This is a genomic window from Bradyrhizobium sp. (assembly GCF_035652035.1).
GTDB lineage: Bacteria > Pseudomonadota > Alphaproteobacteria > Rhizobiales > Xanthobacteraceae > Bradyrhizobium.
Genome location: NZ_DASREO010000099.1, coordinates 1 through 16,585 on the forward strand (window position 1 = coordinate 1; position 16,585 = coordinate 16,585).

A 16,585-nucleotide genomic window follows, 5' to 3' on the forward strand; every position below is an offset into this window, starting at 1 on the left:
TCTCGGCATCGGGCTCGACCAGGCGCAACTTGTTTCCGGCGACCGATTCAAGCTCGGCGCGGGGCCCCTTGCTCTTGCCGACCAGAAGCCGCGAAACCTGATCAGGCATCTTCAAAAGCCGCTGGGCAACACCGATATCGACGACCATTACGCCCGGCGTCAGTTGCGCCGCGAGGCGAAGCGGCGGCAGCCTCAGGTCGTTGCTTGCTTGCAGCGACACGCCTTCCTTCGCGCCGAGCTCGGCCAGGGTCTCGGGCGCCACGCGTGTTTCTCCCGGAGGCGAGACGAAGTTCTGCAAATCGCCGCCGATCGAAGGCGTATCACCGGCTTCCAGTGGAAGAGTAACGGGTTCGATGCCGAGCAGGCGGAATGAGCGGCCGTCGATCTGGATGCGGCTCTCGACAACGGGCGACACTGGCCAGCCGGCGCGGCGCAGCTCGACAAATAGCGCTTGCGGGAACGCGCCGCCATTGCGGGCGACCAGCGTCGCGGTGCGGACGCCGCCGAAAGTGGCCGCTGCGCGATCATAGCTCGCCCGCGCCTGCTGGTTCAACGCCTGTACGCCGCTCCATAGCGCGATTGCCGACACGAGACCGATCACCAGCGTCGCGAACTGCATCGGATGCCGCCGCCAGTGGCTGAGCAGGACCGCGAGAATCCAAGCGGTCCGCATCACGCGATCAATCCCGCGCTGAGGTTGACCTGGCGATCCATCGTCGCTGCCAGCCGATTGGAATGCGTCACCATCAGCAGGCCGCAGCCCGTTTGCGCAACGAGGTCCCGGGTGAGCGCCAGCACGTCGTCGGCGGTTGCCTCGTCGAGATTGCCGGTGGGCTCGTCGGCGAGCAGGAGCAACGGCTTGACCGCCAGCGCCCGGCCGATGGCGACGCGCTGCTGCTGGCCGCCGGAAAGCTGTTCGGGGTAGCGGTTCAGAAGCGAGGTGAGGCCCAGGCGTTGTGCCAGCTCGACCTGCCAGGCGCTATCGTGGCGTCCGGCGATGCGGGACTGGAACGCGAGATTGTCGCGGACATTGAGGCTCGGGATCAGGTTGAATTGCTGGAAAACGAGACCGAGCCGATCGCGCCGCAGCGCTGCGAGACCGGCCTCGTTGAGCTCTGCGATCGGCGCTCCGGCAAAATCGATCTCGCCGCCATCGGCGCGATCGAGCCCGGCGATCAGATGCAGCAGCGTGCTCTTGCCGCTTCCGGATTCGCCGGTCAGTGCGACCCGTTCGCCTGCCGCAACGATCAGGTTCACCCCGCGAAGCACGGCGACTTCTTCGCCGGCCGAACGGTAGGCCTTGGTCAGATTGCGAACGCTCAGCACGATCTCTCTGTCCGACGTCATGCGAAGCGGTGCACCTTTCTCTCCCTGTTCAAGGCCGTTCAGCATAGCAATACGCCAGCCGCATATCACGCCCCGTGGTGGTAACCGCGACGCGATCGTGATCGAGCCTTCATCATATGGTGATAGCCTGAAAGAGACCTCCTTGCCGGACGATCGGTCGCATTTTTCTGCGCCGTTCTGGATGGCATAACGTCGAAGCGGACGGCAAAACGACCGGAAGGGGCGACCATGACCGCGCAGCCGACCCCCAAGGGGGCCTGGAGAATCACGTTTCTCCTGTTTCTTTTCATGCTGATGAATTTCGCGGACAAGGTCGTCGTCGGTCTCGCCGGCGTCCCGATCATGACCGACCTGAAGCTTGAGCCGGACCAGTTCGGCCTGCTCGGTTCTGCGTTCTTCTTCCTGTTTTCCATTTCGGCCGTTGCCGTCGGCTTCCTCGCCAACCGTGTCGAGACGCGCTGGGTGTTGCTGGCGTTGGCGTTGATCTGGGCGCTGTCCCAGTTTCCGATGATCGGCAATGTCGGCTTTGTGACGCTTTTGATCTGCCGCATTGTTCTCGGCGCGGGCGAGGGGCCCGCGGGCGCGGTCGCGGCCCACGCGATCTACAAATGGTTTCCCGACGAAAAGCGGACCTTGCCAACAGCCATTCTGTCGCAAGGATCGGCCTTCGGCGTTATCCTCGCGGTGCCCGCGCTGAACTGGCTCATCGTGCACTACAACTGGCACTATGCGTTTGGTGCGCTGGGTATCGCCGGGCTCCTCTGGGTTGTGGTTTGGCTGATGCTGGGCGAGGAAGGCCCGCTCGTTTCCCCCTCCGCGACGGCAGAAGAGACGCGTATCCCTTACTCGCTGCTTCTAACCTCGCGCACATTCATCGGCTGCTGCGCCGCGACTTTCGGTGCTTACTGGGCGCTCTCGCTGGGCCTCACCTGGTTCACGCCCTTCATCGTGAGGGGGCTCGGCTTTTCGCAAACCGAGGCGGGCGCGATCTCGATTCTCCCGTGGGTATTTGGCGCCGTCGTTGTGCTGCTGACCGGTTGGATCTCGCAAATGCTGATGGCGCGCGGATTTTCGACCCGGGTCGCGCGCGGGATCTTGGGTGCCGCCCCGCTGATTGCCGGCGGCATCATTCTGGGCTTCCTGCCATATGCCGATAGCGCAAGTCTGAAGATCGCCCTGCTGGTCGCGGGTTCCGGGGTTTCCGGATCGATCTATGTGGTCTGCGCCCCCATGATCAGCGAGTTCACGCCCGTCTCCCAACGCGGAGCGGTGATCTCGATCTATGGCGCGATCTATACGCTGGCGGGCGTCCTGGCGCCCTTTGTCATGGGCAGCATGATCCAGCGCGCGTCGGGCGGGACGGAAGGCTACATGACCGGCTTTACGATCAACGCGGTCATCCTCGCCGCGTCGGGCTTGCTCGGCTTGATGCTGTTGTGGCCGAACAGCGAACGCGAGCGATTGCTGGCAGCCGCGCGCCAGCCAAAATTCGCCTGACGGCTAAGTCCGGCGATCGCCTTGTCAGGCGCGCGCCGGCTTGCTTTCTTCGGGGCTGCGCTCGGTGGCGAGCGCGAGCACGACGGTCAGCACCATGAACGCGACCGAGACGCCGAACACCCAATGCGGCATGTTCTGGTCCATGATCCAGCCAAACAGCAGCGGACTGATGATTCCGCCGATATTGAATCCGGTGGAGACGATGCCGAACGCGCGGCCGGCCGCGCCCGCAGGGGCGGCGTTGCGGACCATCATGTCGCGCGAGGGCGCAATCACGCCAGAGAGGAAGCCGGCCAATCCCATCGCGACCACGAGGAGCAGCTGCGGCAGGCTCACCGCGGCGATGAGCAGGAGGATGGCGGCATTTACCGCAAAACACGCCGCCGCCACCTGTCCATGGCGCGCAGTGTGGTCGGCGAGAAATCCGCCGGCGAGAACCCCCACCGCGCTGGCGCCGAGATAGGCGGTCAGCGCCAGATTTGCGGCGGAGAACGTCGCACCATAGCCGCTCATCAGCGCGACGACGCCGAAGTTTGCGATGCCGGCATTGGAAAGCGAGAGCAGCAGGAAGAAAATCGTCAGCACCGCGAGCGCCGGCGTGATGACATTTTGCTTTGAGGCGTCGGCGCCGGCCGTCTTTTTGTCTGCGGCGCTTGCCTCGGGAATGCCGACGACAAGCAGAACAAGCGCAACCAGCGGCCCGATCGCGCCGGCCGCGATCAGTGCGCCATGGCCGCCGACTGTCGCGGTCAGTGCTGCGATAACGGCAGGCGCTACGGCGCCGCCAAGGAATCCAGCGAATGTATGAACTGAAAACGCCCTGCCCATGCGCGCTTCGTTCATATGGGCCGAAAGGATCGCGTAATTGGCGGGGTGATAGACGCTGTTGGCCAGTCCGAGCAGCGCTGCGCTCCCGATCAGCCAGGAATAGCTCAGATGCAGGCCGAGCGCGATCAGCGCGCCGCCACCGAGACAAAGGCCCATCAGGAGAATCTTCCTAGCGCCGAGATGGTCGGCGAGATATCCGATCGGCGCCTGGGTCAGGCCGGACACCACGGCGAAGACGGTCAGTGCAAAGCCAAGCTCGATATAGCCGACATTGAGCTGCTGTTTCAGAAACGGGAACAGCATCGGCAACGCGAAAATATGGAAATGGCTGACCCAGTGTGCAACGGAGATGGCGCCCAGCGTGCGAAACTGGACGTCCTTTTCGGCCTGTCGGGATGAGGCTTGGTGCGGAGTGGCCAGAATATCGGCCATATCGGAGATTTCCTCGCTTTCGGCGAGGGAAAATATCGGCGCTAGCCGTTACTTGTCCATGAATATGGCTGCATGGCAGCCCCTTTGGGGGGTGGACTCAAAAGGCCATATGGCCGCGCTTGAACGGGCTGATCAGCCGTCGTGCACTCAGCCCGTCTGCACAGGGCCGCCGGCTTTCTTCCAGGCATCGATGCCGCCAGCGATGTGGGCCGCATTTGTCAGTCCCGCTTCCTTTGCGGCGTTGACCGCCATCGCCGAGCGCTCGCCATAGGCGCAGAAGAACACGACGCGACGCCCGGTAGCGGTCGCGACCTCGCGCAGCATTCCGCCCGGCTTGAGGTTGTCGTCGATCGAAGGATAGGGCGCATGCAGCGCGCCGGGCAGCGTGCCGTGCTTTAGGCGCTCGCTCGTTTCGCGCAAATCGACCAGCAGAATATCGGGCCGGCCAAGAGTCTTGATCGCGTCAGCGGCAGCGAACGCCAGCCCCTGTTTGGTCAGTTCCTCCTGATGCAAGCCGACGCGGATGTTGGCGGGCACCGCGACATCCATCATTTTCGGATTGGGCAGCTTCAGATTGTTCATCAGCTCGACATATTCATCGACCGAGCGCACCTGTAATCGCGGATTGTGCCGTTTCTCCTCGCCGATGGTAGAGACGGTGTCGCCCTTGTAGTCGTGAGCGGGAAACACGAAGGTTTCTTCCGGCAGTTTCAGCAGACGATTGAAAATCGATTCGTATTGCGCCCGCGCGCTGCCGTTCTGGAAATCGGTGCGGCCGGTGCCGCGGATCAGAAGCGTGTCGCCGGTGAAGACGCGATCCCCCATCAAGTAGCTGTAGGAATCATCGGTGTGGCCGGGCGTGTACATCACATCGAGCGTAATGCCTTCAATGGTCACCTTGTCGCCATCCGACACTCGCATCGACACGACGTCGGCCTTGGTCTCTTCGCCCATGATGGTGATGCAATGGGTGCGGTCGCGCAATTCGCCAAGGCCGGTCACGTGGTCGGCATGCAGATGGGTGTCGACGGCCTTGACCAGTTTGAGGTCGAGCTCGCGCATCAACTGGCAATAGCGGTCGACCCGCTCCAGCACGGGGTCGAGGATCATGGCCTCGCCGCCGGCGCGGCTGGCGAGCAGATAGCTGTAGGTACCGGAAACGCTGTCGAACAGTTGACGAAAGATCATGGCGATAAAGCCCGTGGACTAATTCTGCTATCTTATCACGCGCAAGATAGAAGTGCAGCGTCGTCGCCGCTACTGTTCCACGACACCGGGATTGCCGGTCACGCCCCGCAGCGCAACATTATCCGTGGTTGCTGCGAGCGGCTTGCCGCTTCCGAGCTGTTTGGCGAGGACGTCCCATACCGGTCGTCCCTGCTGCGCGTTGACCGCAGCCCAGCCTGCGACCGAATAGCGCTTGTGCGGCTCGATGGCGCGGCCGTTGCCGAGTTTCAGGTCGGAAATGCGCCGCCCGATGGCTTCGGACGGCGTGCAGCCATAGGTGAGGCCGCCGATGCGGACCATGTCGCCGCCCTGCTGTTGATAGGGATCGGGATTGAACAGATTGTCGCAGACGTCTTCGAGCGTGTTCTTGATCTCGGCGCCGGTCAGCTTTTGGACGTACGTCTCCGGATAGGTGATCGCCGTCTCGGCCAGCACGTCCTCCATGGTCAGCGGGTGGTTGGCGAGAAAGGTCGCGCCCCAGCGAAAGCCCGGCGATAGCGCAATTTCGGCGTCGAATTCGCGGCGCAGCGCCGCACAAATCAGTTGGTCCACACTTCCGGTGAAATTGTCGCGGCGATAGAGCAGGCGGTCGGTCGTGACGATCTTGCCGCTCCATCCGGCGATCTGGGGGGTGCGAATCTTCTCGATCAGCGCGCTCATCTCGGCATCGGGCTTGAGCAATTCCGAAAACACCGGCAGCAAGCGATATCGCATATCCCGCACACGGCCCTTGGCGAGATCGAGATCGAGCACGCCGACGAATTTGCCGTTCGAGCCGGCATTGGTGACGAGCGTGGGGCCGCCAGCATTGGTCACGGAGATCGCTTGCGGAATAGCGTCATGGGTGTGGCCGCCGAGAACGACGTCGAGGCCGCGCACGCGCGACGCCAGTTTCAGATCGACGTCCATGCCGTTATGCGACAAGAGCAGCACCGCGTCGGCTTTTTCGTTTCCGCGAAGGCCGTCGATCAGCGCCTGCAATTCCTGCTCGCGAATGCCAAAGGTCCAGTCCGGCACAAAACGTTTGGGATGGGCGATCGGAACATAGGGAAAGGCCTGGCCGATCACGGCCACACGATAGCCGCCGACGTCCTTGATCACGGCCGGCTTGAACACGCGACCCGATGCGGGATCGAATGCCTTGGCGCCATTGAACGCAGCTTCGTCGGTCAGAAAGACGTTCTGCGCCAGAAACTCGCCCTTGAAGCGCGTGAGGTTGTCGCGCAGCGTGTCCTCGCCATAGGTAAATTCCCAATGCCCGGTCATCGCCTCGACGCCGAGCAGGTTGGTGGCTTCCACCATGTCGGCGCCGCGCAAACTGTTGGCGAGCCCGGTGCCTTGCCAGGAATCGCCGCCGTCGAGCAGCAGCGAATTTCGCTGGCCAACGTCGTTGCGCAAACGGTCGATCAAATTTTTCAGATGGGCGAAGCCACCGAGCTTGCCGAAACGTGCTGCCGATTTCTCGAACTCGAGCGAGGTGAAGGCATAGGCGTCTGCGCTGTCCGGCTTGATGCCGAAACGGTCGAGAAAGGCGTGACCGACCAGATGCGGTGGCTGGCCTGCCATCGCGCCAATGCCGAGATTGACGCTCGGTTCGCGGAAATAACCGGGCAGCAGCTGCGCATGCGTGTCGGTGATATGCAGGATGCGAGCATTGCCGAAGCGCTCGATGTCGTAGACGCCGGGCTCGGCACTGCGGGCTCGGCGCGGCAAACTTCCGGCGAGCGCGGCGGCGCCTGAAAGTTTCAGAAAATCGCGGCGGCGTATGCTCATGGTCTTATTTCGAGATTTTTCCAGGCGTCTTTCTCGCTTGTCGCCTGAAAGATCGAAGCCTTGGCCAGAACCTCTGCCTCTCTTGCGGCGGCGATCGCCTGGTCGAAGTCGTTCTTTTCGGCGGCTTTCCTGGCGTTAGCCAAGGCCGCTTCAGTCGGAAGCCACCGGTTGCGCAGGCGACCTGCTTCCTTTTCAGCGGCGTCCGCCGCGGCATAGGCTTGCTTGAAGTCCGCTTCCGAGCTTGCGGCAAACGCGGAGCGTTCGGCGCCCGCAACGGATGCGAGCAGCCAAAATATTCCAAGCAAGGTTTTCGATAAACGTCTCATGGCCGCGAGCCCGGTCCGGAAATCGGCAAGCCGTTACTGACATAAGACAGAAAATATTCGAGGTCGCGATATTCCTCGCTTTGCGGCTCGAGCGGCACGCTGCGCACCTGGCTGTTGCAAGTGATGAAGCGCCGGCTGATCGTGCCCATGCCGCCCCAATCAGAGCGGTAGATCGGCATCGCGTTGAGAATCCCGAGCGCGGGCGCGAGCACTTCGGCACGCAGCCGCTCGCCGGGATTTTGCACATGGCAGGTCGCGCAGGAAAAATTCAATTGTCCGCGCCGGGTGTAGAAATAGCGCTTGCCGTTTTCGTAAGCCTCGCGCGCGCGTGCGTCATCGGGAAGCTTGACGTCGAACGGCTTGCCGCGGGAGGTGAAAGCCATATAGGCGGTCAGTGCCGCCATATCCTCGCCGGTATAGGAGATGGCTTTCTCGCCGTTTGCCGTCCGACACTCGTTGAGCGCCAGCTCGAGCGTGACGACCTTGCCGCTTGCCGCGTCGAATTGCGGATAGTTTTGCCTGATGCCAATGCCCTGGTCGGGGAAACAGTCGGCATAGTGTTTGCCGTTCGCAAAAGGCTTCGCAAACATTTCCTTGCCGGCTTCGAGTGAAAATTCATAAGGAGGAAATTGCTCCTTCTCCTCCCATTGCCGCCGCATGTCCTCGTTCAGCGCGTAGGGACCGTTGGCGAAATCATCCGCCTTCACGTTGGGAAATTTCTTGAAGAAGTAATCGCGAAAGGCGCGGGCCTCAGCGGCCGGATCGACATTGCCGGCGACTGCCGCCTGTGTGATTGCGAGCAGAAGCACAGCGAGGGGCATCGAAAGACTTCTCACGCCCAACCTACTTCCGGCCCGGCCGATACGCGCCATAAAGACAGGCTCCTACGCAATCTTGAAGGTGGCGCTGTCGCTTCCGCCCTTGTTGTCGATCCAGCTCACTTTCAGATCGTCGCCCTTGGCGGCACCCTTGAAAGCGAATTTGACGTAAGGATCCTTGGAGACCGCCGTGCCCCAGTCGGCAACAAACACCGGCTTGCCGTTGTGCTCGAAGGTCAGCTCCTGGATGAAATGGGCCGGTATGAATTGACCCTTGTCATCCTTGATGAAGCCAGAGTCCATCGGGTGCTGGATCAGCGTCTGAACTTCGGTGGTGTCGCCGTTTGCGATTGCGCGCACGCGGATACTCGATGCCATCACAATTCTCCTAACCGCCGCAGCCGCCGACGGTGACTTTGACTTCCTTGGTCGCGCTGAAAAGCTTGCCGCCGGATTCAACCAACGCGATGATGCTTGTCGTCTTTGCCATTTTCAGGCGATTGGCGATGTTGGGCAATGTGCCCTGCGGAATCCTGTAATAGGCTGCCAGCACGTTTGGATTTTCCGGCACCACGAACGCGATCGAGGTAACGTCCGCAAGGGTCGTCGATACCGAGATCGGCACCACCGCGCCGTTTTCCGCAATCTCCGGCGCATCGAGCTTGATCTTGTCGGAGGGTTCCGCCGTGCGGCCGTAGAGCAGCTTGATCGCTTCCTTGCCGTCTTTCTGCTTGAACGCCTCTTCCGGATATTTGTCGTTGGCGGCGGCAAGAGCCGGCGCGCCGCGAAGTGAAACAACGCCCAGACCCACGAGCGCAATCGCGCCGGCGCCGCGCAAGACAAGACGCCGCGTGATGGGAAAACGCTCTTTTGAACCTGTCATCGTCTCATCTCCGGAATCTGTTGCGCGTTTGTCGCGCTTTATAATGTCTGCAGGAAATCCACGATCGCGTTGATTTCTTCTTCAGTGAGAATCCGATTGCGGCCGAATGGCGGCATCGCTGTTTGTGGATTTCGGCGGGTCTCGTCGGTGAGGATCGCAACAAGGTCCTTGCGGTCAGGATATTTGCTTTTGAGGTCCTTGAGCGGCGGGCCGATAGTGCCGGGAAGGTCGCCCTCCTTGATCGCATGGCAGCTCAGGCAGTTGCCTTTGGTGCGGTCGAAAGCAAGTTTTTGGCCCTCGGCGGCATTGGATTGTGCGTGCGTTGCACCAATCGGCAATAACAGCGCGGCCGTGAGCGCCATCGCGAAAAGTCCGGTTGAGCGGCGGTCGGTCAAGGCGTGTTCCAGCGGCAAATGGGCGAATATAATGGTTCAAATAAAGGTATCGCCTGACGACGCGACGGTACAAGCGAAAATCCGGGATAACTCGTGCGGCGAATTTGAAGGTCCTGGCAGTGCCGCTGCACGTTCGTCACAGGACCTGCGAATTTCGGAGTCGGAGCTTGAGATGGCCGAATATGTCGTCGAATTTGGCAAGGATGGCGGCAGCCGCGAGACGGATGGGCGGCTCGACGCTCCGGCCTTTCACCGTAACCATCAGGCGATCTGTGGCGTTCTGGAACGATACCTGACCGGAAAGTCCGGCGACGCGGTTGAGATCGGCAGCGGCACGGGGCAGCACGTCGTCGAATTCGCCCGCCGATTTCCTCAACTGATCTGGTGGCCGAGCGATCTCAACGACAATCACCTCACAAGCATCGAAGCGTGGCGCGCGCATTCGCAGCTGGCGAACATCCGCCCGCCGCGGCGCATCGACGTGTCTGACCCGGCGTGGGGCGAGGCTGGGCGAGATGCGGGCGGCGAACTCCTCGCCGTGTTCTGCGCCAATGTCGTCCACATCGCGCCGTGGCCCGTCGCCGAGGGACTTGTTGCCGGCGCCGGGCGCTGCCTGCGCGAAGGCGGGCTGCTTTTTCTGTACGGTCCGTTCCAGCGCGATGGCCGCCATACATCCCAGAGCAACGAAGCGTTTGATGCGCACCTTCACCGCAGCAATCCTGAATGGGGTGTGCGTGATGTCGCGGCCGTCAGGGAGCTGGCTGAATGCGCCGGTCTTTCGCTGGTCGAAATTGCCGACATGCCGGCGAACAATTTTACGCTGGTGTTCGCTCGGGACTAGGCGCGATCCGATGCCAGCGCATAGCGCGCGCCCGTTTCCAACGGTTGATCGCGCAGAATGATCATTTCATATTGAGCCCGGATTGAAGGACGAATCGACCTCTGGTCCTGCCTTGTCGGGATAGAAATCGCTCATGATCGATGTGACCGCAGCCGCGGCAGACGCGGATGATACCCGCGTCCGCGCCAATGTGATGCGGCTCGCCGCGGCGCAGGCGCTGACGGGCGCCAACTCGGCGGTGATCTTTGCGACCGGTTCGATCGTCGGCGCGACGCTGGCGCCTGACGTTTCGCTCGCGACCGTGCCGATCTCGATGTATGTCGCCGGCCTTGCGGCGGGCACCTTGCCGACTGGCATGATCTCGCGCGCCTATGGCCGGCGCGTTGCCTTCATTGCCGGTACGGCATGTGGCGCGCTCACGGGCCTGCTCGGCGCGCTCGCGATCCTGCGCGGCTCGTTCGTTCTGTTCTGCTGCGCGACCTTCCTCGGCGGGCTCTATGGTGCAGTGTCGCAGTCCTATCGCTTTGCCGCCGCCGACGGCGCCAGCACGGCATTTCGCCCGAAAGCCGTGTCGTGGGTGATGGCCGGCGGCGTTTTCGCCGGCGTGCTCGGCCCACAGCTCGTGCAGTGGACCATGGATATCTGGTCGCCCTATCTGTTCGCCTTCAGCTTCATCGTGCAGGCCGCAGTGGCGCTGGTGGCGATGGCTATCCTTGCCGGCGTCGATGCGCCAAAGCCCGCACCGGCCGATCTGCATCGGGGGCGTCCGCTGCTCGAGATCGTGCGGCAGCCGCGCTTCATCGCTGCCGCGCTGTGCGGCGTCATTGCTTACCCCACGATGAATCTCGTGATGACGTCGGCGCCGCTCGCCATGAAGATGTGCGGCCTGAGTTTGAGCGATTCCAATTTCGGCATTCAGTGGCACATCGTGGCGATGTATGGCCCGAGTTTCTTTACGGGGTCGTTGATCGCGCGGTTCGGTGCGCCCAGGGTGGTCGCGACGGGGCTTTTGCTGGAGGCGGCGGCTGCCGTCATCGGCCTGTCCGGCCTTACGGCCATGCATTTCTGGGCAACGTTGATCGTGCTCGGCATGGGCTGGAACTTCGGCTTTGTCGGCGCGTCTGCGCTGGTGCTCGAAACGCATCGACCGGAGGAGCGCAACAAGGTGCAGGCGTTCAACGACTTCCTGGTATTCGGCATGATGGCGGTCGGATCGTTCTCATCCGGCCAGTTGCTGGCGAATTACGGCTGGGCTGCGGTCAACTGGGTGGTTTTCCCGCCGGTCGCTTTGGGCATCACGGTGCTGCTGCTGGTTTCGTTGCAGAGGCGGCGGACGGCTTTGCCGTGAACCTCACGCCTCGCGCGAGCGCAGCAAATCCTCGACATCGAGCCGCCGGGTAAACATCGCGAGCGAACCGTCGGCATTGCGCGGCCATTCGGCTTGCGGCCGATCGCGGTAGAGCTCGACGCCGTTTTCATCTGGGTCGCGCAAGTAGAGCGCTTCGCTGACGCCATGGTCGCTGGCGCCGTCGAGCGGAATGCCGGCACTGATCACGCGATGCAGCGCATCGGCAAGCGCCGGGCGGGTCGGATAAACAATCGCGGTGTGAAACAACCCGGTTGTGCCGGGCGCCGGGGGATGGCCGCCTTTGCTTTCCCAGGTGTTCAGGCCGATGTGGTGATGATACCCGCCCGCCGAGATGAATGCGACGGCCTCGCCAACGCGCTGCATCAGCTCAAAGCCGAGCACGCCGCAATAGAAGCCGAGCGCGCGATCGAGATCGGCCACCTTGAGATGAACGTGGCCGATCCTGGTGCCGGAGATGATGGGCGGATTTTGCGGCATGGCTGCTCCCCTGGTGTGATTATCAGGATCTAGGGAGCGGCCGAGGATCACGCAAGCTCGGACACTTGTCCGTCGGGCAGGCCGAATTCAAACGTGTTCAGCGTCATCGAGACCATGGTGTAGTAGCCGCAGAGGCCGATGACCTCGACGACCCCGCGCTGGGAGAGTACCTCAACCGCCTCGTTATAGAGCGCCTTCGGCACACCATGGCCTTCATGCAGCGATTTGGCGACATCGTAGATCATCTTCGCCTTCGGATCGTCGAAGATGGGCGTGCGGCGATCGCGAATGTCGTCGGCGACCTTCGGGTCCATGCCGCCGGCGAGCGCGAGGCGCTTGTGCGCGAACCATTCATAGTGCGAGGTCCAGTGCCGCGCCGTGACCAGGATCGCAATCTCGGACAGTTTTGCGGGAAAGATCGTATCGAAGCGCAACACCTCGCCGAGCCGCGTGGCGTGACGTGCCATTTCCGGGCTGTTGAGCCAGGCCATCATCGGCGCCGGCGGCTTGCCCCGCTTGCCCGCGATCGCTTCGTCGTATGTTTGCTTCTGCTCCGGGCTCATTTCCTCCGGCGAAAGCAGTTTGATCCGCATGGTTGTTTCCCCTTTTTGTTGTTCTGTTATGCAGAGCACAACGACGCAATCCAGTTCCTGGCTGTCATTCCGGGGCGCGAGTGAAAACGAGCGAGTCCGGAATCCATCGTACCGCATCAATGTTGATGGGATGGATTCCGGGCCTGCACCTTCCGCGCAAAATAGCGTTGCTATTTTGTCGCGTCGGCGCATCCCGGAATGACGAACGTTACCTAATCGGCGGGGCGTATTGAATGCCGCCGGCATTCCAAAGCTGGTTGAGCCCGCGCGGAATCTTCAGCTGCGATTCCGAGCCGACGTTGCGGTCATAGACCTCGCCGTAGTTGCCGACATGACGGATGATGCGGACCGCCCAGTCCTTGGTCAGTCCGATCTCCTCGCCGTAGTTGCCTTCGGTGCCGACCAGCCGCATCACGTCGGGCTTCTTGGATTTCAGCGCCTCGTCGATGTTCTTGGAAGTCACGCCAAGCTCCTCGGCGTTGATCATCGCATAGAGCGTCCATTTCACGATCAGCATCCAGTCGTCGTCGCGCTCCCGCACCACGGGCGCGAGCGGCTCCTTGGAGATCACGTCGGGCAGGATGGCGTGCTCGCCCGGTTTGGCGAAGTTCAGCCGCAGCGCGTAAAGCTGCGACACGTCGGCGGTCAGCGTGTCGCACTGCCCGGACTCGTAGGCTTTGACGACATCGTCCAGCCTGGCGAACTTCTTCTCCTCATACTTCATGTTGTTGGCGCGGAAGTAATCGGCGAGATTGAGAACCGTCGTGGTGCCGTCCTGCACGCAGACCTTGCTGCCATTGAGATCGAGCGCGGAATCGATGTTGCGCGAACGCGGCAACATGAAGCCCTGACCATCATAATAGGCGACGGCCGGGAAATAGAGGTCATAGGACGTCTCGCGCGACATGCTCCAGGTCGAGTTGCGCGAGAGAATGTCCACTTTGCGATTTTGCAGTTCCTTGAATCGTTCATTGGCGTCGAGCGGGACGAATTTTGCCTTCGTCGGGTCGTCGAAGATGGCGGATGCGACCGCGCGGCAGAAGTCGACGTCAAAGCCGGTCCAGTTGCCCTTGTCGTCAGGGATCGAGAAACCCGGCAATCCCCTGTTGACGCCGCACAGGACTTCGCCGCGGCGAACCGTGCGTTTCAAGGTGCGCGTGTCATAGAGCTCGTAGCCGACGGCAATGGCCGCGACCGCGACTGCGACCGCGAGCCCGATCAGCAGGCCGCCCCGAAATGTACGCATGATTGATCCCTCGCCCCATCGGGAAGTTGAAATGGCTTTTCTGAAAGTGCGTCTTGATCACAGCTCCGGCTTTTGCCGGATCACGACCTTGGTGCCGACCGGCACGCGATCGTAGAGATCGGCAACGTCGTTGTTGACGAGCCGGAAGCAACCGGATGACACCTTGGTGCCGATCGTGTCCGGCCTGTTGGTGCCGTGAATGCGGTAGACCGTGGTGCCGAGATACATCGCGCGCGCGCCAAGCGGGTTGCCCGGGCCACCGGCCATGAAGCGCGGCAGATAAGGCTGGCGCTCGATCATTTCCGGCGGAGGCACCCAGTCCGGCCATTCCGCCTTGCGGGTGATGTTCACAAGGCCTTGCCACTGGAAGCCATCGCGTCCGACGCCGATTCCGTAGCGCAGAGCGCGGCCGCCCGGCTGGACCAGATAAAGATGGCGTTCGGCCGTCGAGATGATGATGGTGCCCGGCGGCTCGGTGGTGCGGTAATACACCATCTGCTTCTGCCATTCCGGATCGAGTTGATAGCTGTCGTCGGCGATCAGGCCAGGCTCGTCGCCTCGGTCGGTCTGCTGGGCGAAACTCGAGGAGGATGAAAACATCAGGCCCGCTGCCGCAATCGTCATGCAGATCAGGTGACGAATTTTTGTCATTTTAGACATCTCCCACCGCGCAGGGCGCCCGGTTCTGCCGGGCTCGTTCCCATCAAATCTCAGGGGCAGCATGATGGCAAGCCGCGGCTCTAATCCCAGCGGTTTTCTTATAGATGATGCCGCAATTTTGAAAAAGCTTTTCAGGGCGATGGAGCCCTCGCAGTGGCAAAGCGGCCTTGTTCATGAACGGCGTCAAAAAGCAAAACGGCCGCTCGATGAGCAGCCGTTGGCTTTAAAGTCACTAATGAAACGGTAGCAGGAGGGCCTCAGGCGGCGAGACTCTCCACGCCTGCGACCTTGAGCAGATCGGCCAGCTGCTTGCGGGCATAGAACATCCGGGTCTTCACCGTGCTCTGGGGAATGCCGATGATCTGGCCTGCTTCCTCGACCGACTTCTCATGGTAGTAGACGAGGTTGATGATCTCGCGATGCGCCGGCGACAGCTTGGCGACGCAGGCGCGCAGGATGGCGCTGGTGGTCGATCGGTCGAGGCACGCTTCCGGCGATTCGCTCTCGTCGGCGATCTCCAGCATCTCCTCCCGGTCGATGTCCTCGTGCTTGCGCTGGCGCAAGGCCGTCAGCGCCTTGAAGCGTGCGATCGAGAGCAGCCAGGTGGACACCTGCGAACGTCCCTGGAATTGCTTTGCGGTCCGCCACACGTCGAGGAAAACCTGGCTGGTCAGATCCTCCGCCGTCGAGGCATCACGCACCATCCGCAGGATGAAGCGGTAGACCCGCACATGGTGGCGCGAATAGAGCGTATGCATCGCGGTCCGGCCGCCTTCGGAAATGCTTCCGAGCAGCGCTTCGTCGGAAGTCGCCTGGGCGGCGATGAGGCTCTGCTGGGCGGCGGCGTTGATGGCTACGACTTTCGGCATGACGGTCTCCCGGTGTCGCCCTTGGGCGGCGCTTCGTTGAGACATTGGTAGTAAGTAACGGTTTCGGGATGTCTGCGCGAAAAGGGGAAAATGGTTTCGTTGCCGGGAAAATTGTTTCGTCGCAGGCCGCGCGACGAAACAATCGGGGCCAAAATATCAGCAAATTTAAGAAGATATGCCGGAGATGAACTGGTCACGGACCAGAGGGAACAAAACCCGGAAGGGCTGACGGGCGTGCCGGCCAGCCTTTACCTGTGAAGCCTCAGCGACAGCTCGAATTGGCGGCGAGGATATCGTGCAGGGCCTGGGTCTGGACCGACGGCGCCGTCGTCAGCGAGACGTGCCCATAGTCGCTTTTGCCCATGTCGACATTTTGCAGCGTGCCGTGGAAGTGTCCGCTGCGTTCAGCCGCAACCCCGACGCCGCTGGAAAGATAGTAATTTCGCAAGAGGTGGACGTTGTTCGGCACCACGAGCTTGGTGACCGGGTCCATCGTCACGATCAACGCAACATGAAGGCCAGCCTGCCGCAGTTGTTCGGCCATGTTCACAGCGGCGCTGGCGCCGAGCGAATGACCGGCCAGTACGATGGAAGAGACCCTGCCGCTCTTGCAGTCGTCAGTGGCCTCACGGGCGAGTGATTCCCAAAACGCATGATTGGCGATCGTTACATCGACGCCCCGATGTTGAAGCTCTTCGTTGAGCTGGTCGATGCCCGGCGACAGGATGTTGGTCAGTCCGCGCAGCAGGTAGACTTTCTTGTGCGCGGTGGCCGCGGCCGGCGATGCGACGCTCATCATCAGCACAAATGCCAGAGCGGCAGCCGTAGAACGGAATGTCGCGCGGAGACAAGAGAGCATCGGTGGTCCTCAACATACGATACGACGCGGTCGGGACCGCCATCGCAATTCAAGCCTGTTGCTCTGAGTGTGATGCCGAACTAACGCCCCGTCCGACAGTTTAGCCGGCAAACCGCCGTGGCCCCGTTTGGCGTCCGCCCATCCA

The 16,585-nt window shown here is 61.9% G+C and carries 18 protein-coding genes and 1 pseudogene; 3 read left to right on the forward strand and 16 right to left on the reverse strand.

Translation table 11 applies throughout. The features are described from left to right. Together VFB05_RS27530 and VFB05_RS27535 are read right to left on the reverse strand one after the other, a co-directional pair. Window positions 1-676 (reverse strand): annotated as a pseudogene (locus tag VFB05_RS27530) (ABC transporter permease); the annotation flags it as partial. Next, window positions 673-1,347, reverse strand: coding sequence for an ABC transporter ATP-binding protein (locus VFB05_RS27535; RefSeq protein ID WP_325018382.1), 675 nt, complete (start codon window positions 1,345-1,347; stop codon window positions 673-675). The gene VFB05_RS27535 and the pseudogene VFB05_RS27530, both read right to left, overlap by 4 nt. A 228-nt stretch (window positions 1,348-1,575) precedes the next feature. Between VFB05_RS27535 and VFB05_RS27540 the strand changes: the two genes are divergently transcribed. Beyond that, window positions 1,576-2,844: an MFS transporter gene (locus tag VFB05_RS27540; RefSeq protein ID WP_325018384.1), complete on the forward strand. Its 1,269-nt coding sequence runs from the start codon at window positions 1,576-1,578 to the stop codon at window positions 2,842-2,844. 24 nt (window positions 2,845-2,868) lie between these two features. Here the strand turns inward: VFB05_RS27540 and VFB05_RS27545 are convergent, their stop codons facing one another. The 8 genes from VFB05_RS27545 to soxX form a co-directional block, all read right to left on the reverse strand. Next, window positions 2,869-4,104, reverse strand: coding sequence for an MFS transporter (locus VFB05_RS27545; protein WP_325018386.1), 1,236 nt, complete (start codon window positions 4,102-4,104; stop codon window positions 2,869-2,871). Between the two features lie 147 nt (window positions 4,105-4,251). Beyond that, complete coding sequence (locus VFB05_RS27550; RefSeq protein WP_325018388.1) at window positions 4,252-5,292, reverse strand: MBL fold metallo-hydrolase; 1,041 nt, start codon at window positions 5,290-5,292, stop codon at window positions 4,252-4,254. Between the two features lie 69 nt (window positions 5,293-5,361). Next, a complete protein-coding gene (gene soxB, locus VFB05_RS27555; RefSeq protein ID WP_325018390.1) occupies window positions 5,362-7,104 on the reverse strand; it encodes a thiosulfohydrolase SoxB in 1,743 nt (580 codons plus the stop codon). Continuing rightward, complete coding sequence (locus VFB05_RS27560; RefSeq protein WP_325018392.1) at window positions 7,101-7,430, reverse strand: hypothetical protein; 330 nt, start codon at window positions 7,428-7,430, stop codon at window positions 7,101-7,103. Before VFB05_RS27560 ends, soxB begins: the two co-directional genes overlap by 4 nt. Continuing rightward, entirely contained in the window at window positions 7,427-8,251 is an 825-nt protein-coding gene (gene soxA, locus VFB05_RS27565) for a sulfur oxidation c-type cytochrome SoxA (RefSeq protein ID WP_325018394.1), read from the reverse strand. The genes VFB05_RS27560 and soxA overlap by 4 nt, the downstream gene beginning before the upstream one ends. Before the next feature lie 63 nt (window positions 8,252-8,314). Continuing rightward, window positions 8,315-8,626, reverse strand: coding sequence for a thiosulfate oxidation carrier complex protein SoxZ (gene soxZ / locus VFB05_RS27570; protein ID WP_325018396.1), 312 nt, complete (start codon window positions 8,624-8,626; stop codon window positions 8,315-8,317). A 10-nt stretch (window positions 8,627-8,636) separates the two neighbouring features. Continuing rightward, window positions 8,637-9,131: a thiosulfate oxidation carrier protein SoxY gene (gene soxY / locus VFB05_RS27575; protein ID WP_325018398.1), complete on the reverse strand. Its 495-nt coding sequence runs from the start codon at window positions 9,129-9,131 to the stop codon at window positions 8,637-8,639. Window positions 9,132-9,169: 38 nt separating this feature from the next. Next, window positions 9,170-9,493 (reverse strand): sulfur oxidation c-type cytochrome SoxX, encoded by a 324-nt coding sequence (soxX, locus tag VFB05_RS27580; protein ID WP_325018400.1) that lies wholly within the window; start codon window positions 9,491-9,493, stop codon window positions 9,170-9,172. Window positions 9,494-9,698: 205 nt separating this feature from the next. On the opposite strand from soxX, the gene VFB05_RS27585 reads away from it, so the two are divergent. Continuing rightward, complete coding sequence (locus tag VFB05_RS27585; RefSeq protein WP_325018693.1) at window positions 9,699-10,367, forward strand: DUF938 domain-containing protein; 669 nt, start codon at window positions 9,699-9,701, stop codon at window positions 10,365-10,367. Window positions 10,368-10,500: 133 nt separating this feature from the next. Then, window positions 10,501-11,715: an MFS transporter gene (locus tag VFB05_RS27590; protein WP_325018402.1), complete on the forward strand. Its 1,215-nt coding sequence runs from the start codon at window positions 10,501-10,503 to the stop codon at window positions 11,713-11,715. Window positions 11,716-11,718: 3 nt separating this feature from the next. Here VFB05_RS27590 and VFB05_RS27595 read toward each other — a convergent pair whose 3' ends face one another. The 6 genes from VFB05_RS27595 to VFB05_RS27620 all read right to left on the reverse strand — a co-directional run bounded on the left by VFB05_RS27595 (window position 11,719) and on the right by VFB05_RS27620 (window position 16,440). Beyond that, a complete protein-coding gene (locus VFB05_RS27595; protein ID WP_325018404.1) occupies window positions 11,719-12,213 on the reverse strand; it encodes a VOC family protein in 495 nt (164 codons plus the stop codon). A gap of 47 nt (window positions 12,214-12,260) precedes the next feature. Beyond that, the gene (locus VFB05_RS27600; protein ID WP_325018406.1) at window positions 12,261-12,806 is read right to left on the reverse strand and encodes a carboxymuconolactone decarboxylase family protein; all 546 of its coding nucleotides are present in this window, start codon (window positions 12,804-12,806) and stop codon (window positions 12,261-12,263) included. 208 nt (window positions 12,807-13,014) lie between these two features. Further along, window positions 13,015-14,052 carry an amino acid ABC transporter substrate-binding protein gene (locus VFB05_RS27605; RefSeq protein WP_325018408.1) on the reverse strand — a complete coding sequence of 346 codons (1,038 nt, stop codon included), beginning with the start codon at window positions 14,050-14,052 and terminating at the stop codon, window positions 13,015-13,017. Between the two features lie 57 nt (window positions 14,053-14,109). After that, entirely contained in the window at window positions 14,110-14,703 is a 594-nt protein-coding gene (locus VFB05_RS27610; protein WP_325018411.1) for a L,D-transpeptidase, read from the reverse strand. 266 nt (window positions 14,704-14,969) lie between these two features. Next, entirely contained in the window at window positions 14,970-15,581 is a 612-nt protein-coding gene (locus tag VFB05_RS27615; protein ID WP_325018413.1) for a sigma-70 family RNA polymerase sigma factor, read from the reverse strand. 262 nt (window positions 15,582-15,843) lie between these two features. Beyond that, complete coding sequence (locus VFB05_RS27620; RefSeq protein ID WP_325018416.1) at window positions 15,844-16,440, reverse strand: thioesterase domain-containing protein; 597 nt, start codon at window positions 16,438-16,440, stop codon at window positions 15,844-15,846. Between the last annotated feature and the right edge of the window lie 145 nt (window positions 16,441-16,585).

What these genes read in the sequence shown, in the direction of transcription:
- VFB05_RS27550 (WP_325018388.1), bottom strand. Translation starts at nt 5,292, where the DNA reads ATGATCTTTCGTCAACTGTTCGACAGCGTTTCCGGTACCTACAGCTAT.
- VFB05_RS27585 (WP_325018693.1), top strand. Translation starts at nt 9,699, where the DNA reads ATGGCCGAATATGTCGTCGAATTTGGCAAGGATGGCGGCAGCCGCGAG.
- VFB05_RS27620 (WP_325018416.1), bottom strand. Translation starts at nt 16,440, where the DNA reads ATGCTCTCTTGTCTCCGCGCGACATTCCGTTCTACGGCTGCCGCTCTG.
- VFB05_RS27540 (WP_325018384.1), top strand. Translation starts at nt 1,576, where the DNA reads ATGACCGCGCAGCCGACCCCCAAGGGGGCCTGGAGAATCACGTTTCTC.
- VFB05_RS27610 (WP_325018411.1), bottom strand. Translation starts at nt 14,703, where the DNA reads ATGACAAAAATTCGTCACCTGATCTGCATGACGATTGCGGCAGCGGGC.
- VFB05_RS27535 (WP_325018382.1), bottom strand. Translation starts at nt 1,347, where the DNA reads ATGACGTCGGACAGAGAGATCGTGCTGAGCGTTCGCAATCTGACCAAG.
- soxB (WP_325018390.1), bottom strand. Translation starts at nt 7,104, where the DNA reads ATGAGCATACGCCGCCGCGATTTTCTGAAACTTTCAGGCGCCGCCGCG.
- soxZ (WP_325018396.1), bottom strand. Translation starts at nt 8,626, where the DNA reads ATGGCATCGAGTATCCGCGTGCGCGCAATCGCAAACGGCGACACCACC.
- VFB05_RS27545 (WP_325018386.1), bottom strand. Translation starts at nt 4,104, where the DNA reads ATGGCCGATATTCTGGCCACTCCGCACCAAGCCTCATCCCGACAGGCC.
- VFB05_RS27615 (WP_325018413.1), bottom strand. Translation starts at nt 15,581, where the DNA reads ATGCCGAAAGTCGTAGCCATCAACGCCGCCGCCCAGCAGAGCCTCATC.
- soxX (WP_325018400.1), bottom strand. Translation starts at nt 9,493, where the DNA reads ATGGCGCTCACGGCCGCGCTGTTATTGCCGATTGGTGCAACGCACGCA.
- VFB05_RS27560 (WP_325018392.1), bottom strand. Translation starts at nt 7,430, where the DNA reads ATGAGACGTTTATCGAAAACCTTGCTTGGAATATTTTGGCTGCTCGCA.
- VFB05_RS27595 (WP_325018404.1), bottom strand. Translation starts at nt 12,213, where the DNA reads ATGCCGCAAAATCCGCCCATCATCTCCGGCACCAGGATCGGCCACGTT.
- soxA (WP_325018394.1), bottom strand. Translation starts at nt 8,251, where the DNA reads ATGCCCCTCGCTGTGCTTCTGCTCGCAATCACACAGGCGGCAGTCGCC.
- soxY (WP_325018398.1), bottom strand. Translation starts at nt 9,131, where the DNA reads ATGACAGGTTCAAAAGAGCGTTTTCCCATCACGCGGCGTCTTGTCTTG.
- VFB05_RS27590 (WP_325018402.1), top strand. Translation starts at nt 10,501, where the DNA reads ATGATCGATGTGACCGCAGCCGCGGCAGACGCGGATGATACCCGCGTC.
- VFB05_RS27605 (WP_325018408.1), bottom strand. Translation starts at nt 14,052, where the DNA reads ATGCGTACATTTCGGGGCGGCCTGCTGATCGGGCTCGCGGTCGCAGTC.
- VFB05_RS27600 (WP_325018406.1), bottom strand. Translation starts at nt 12,806, where the DNA reads ATGCGGATCAAACTGCTTTCGCCGGAGGAAATGAGCCCGGAGCAGAAG.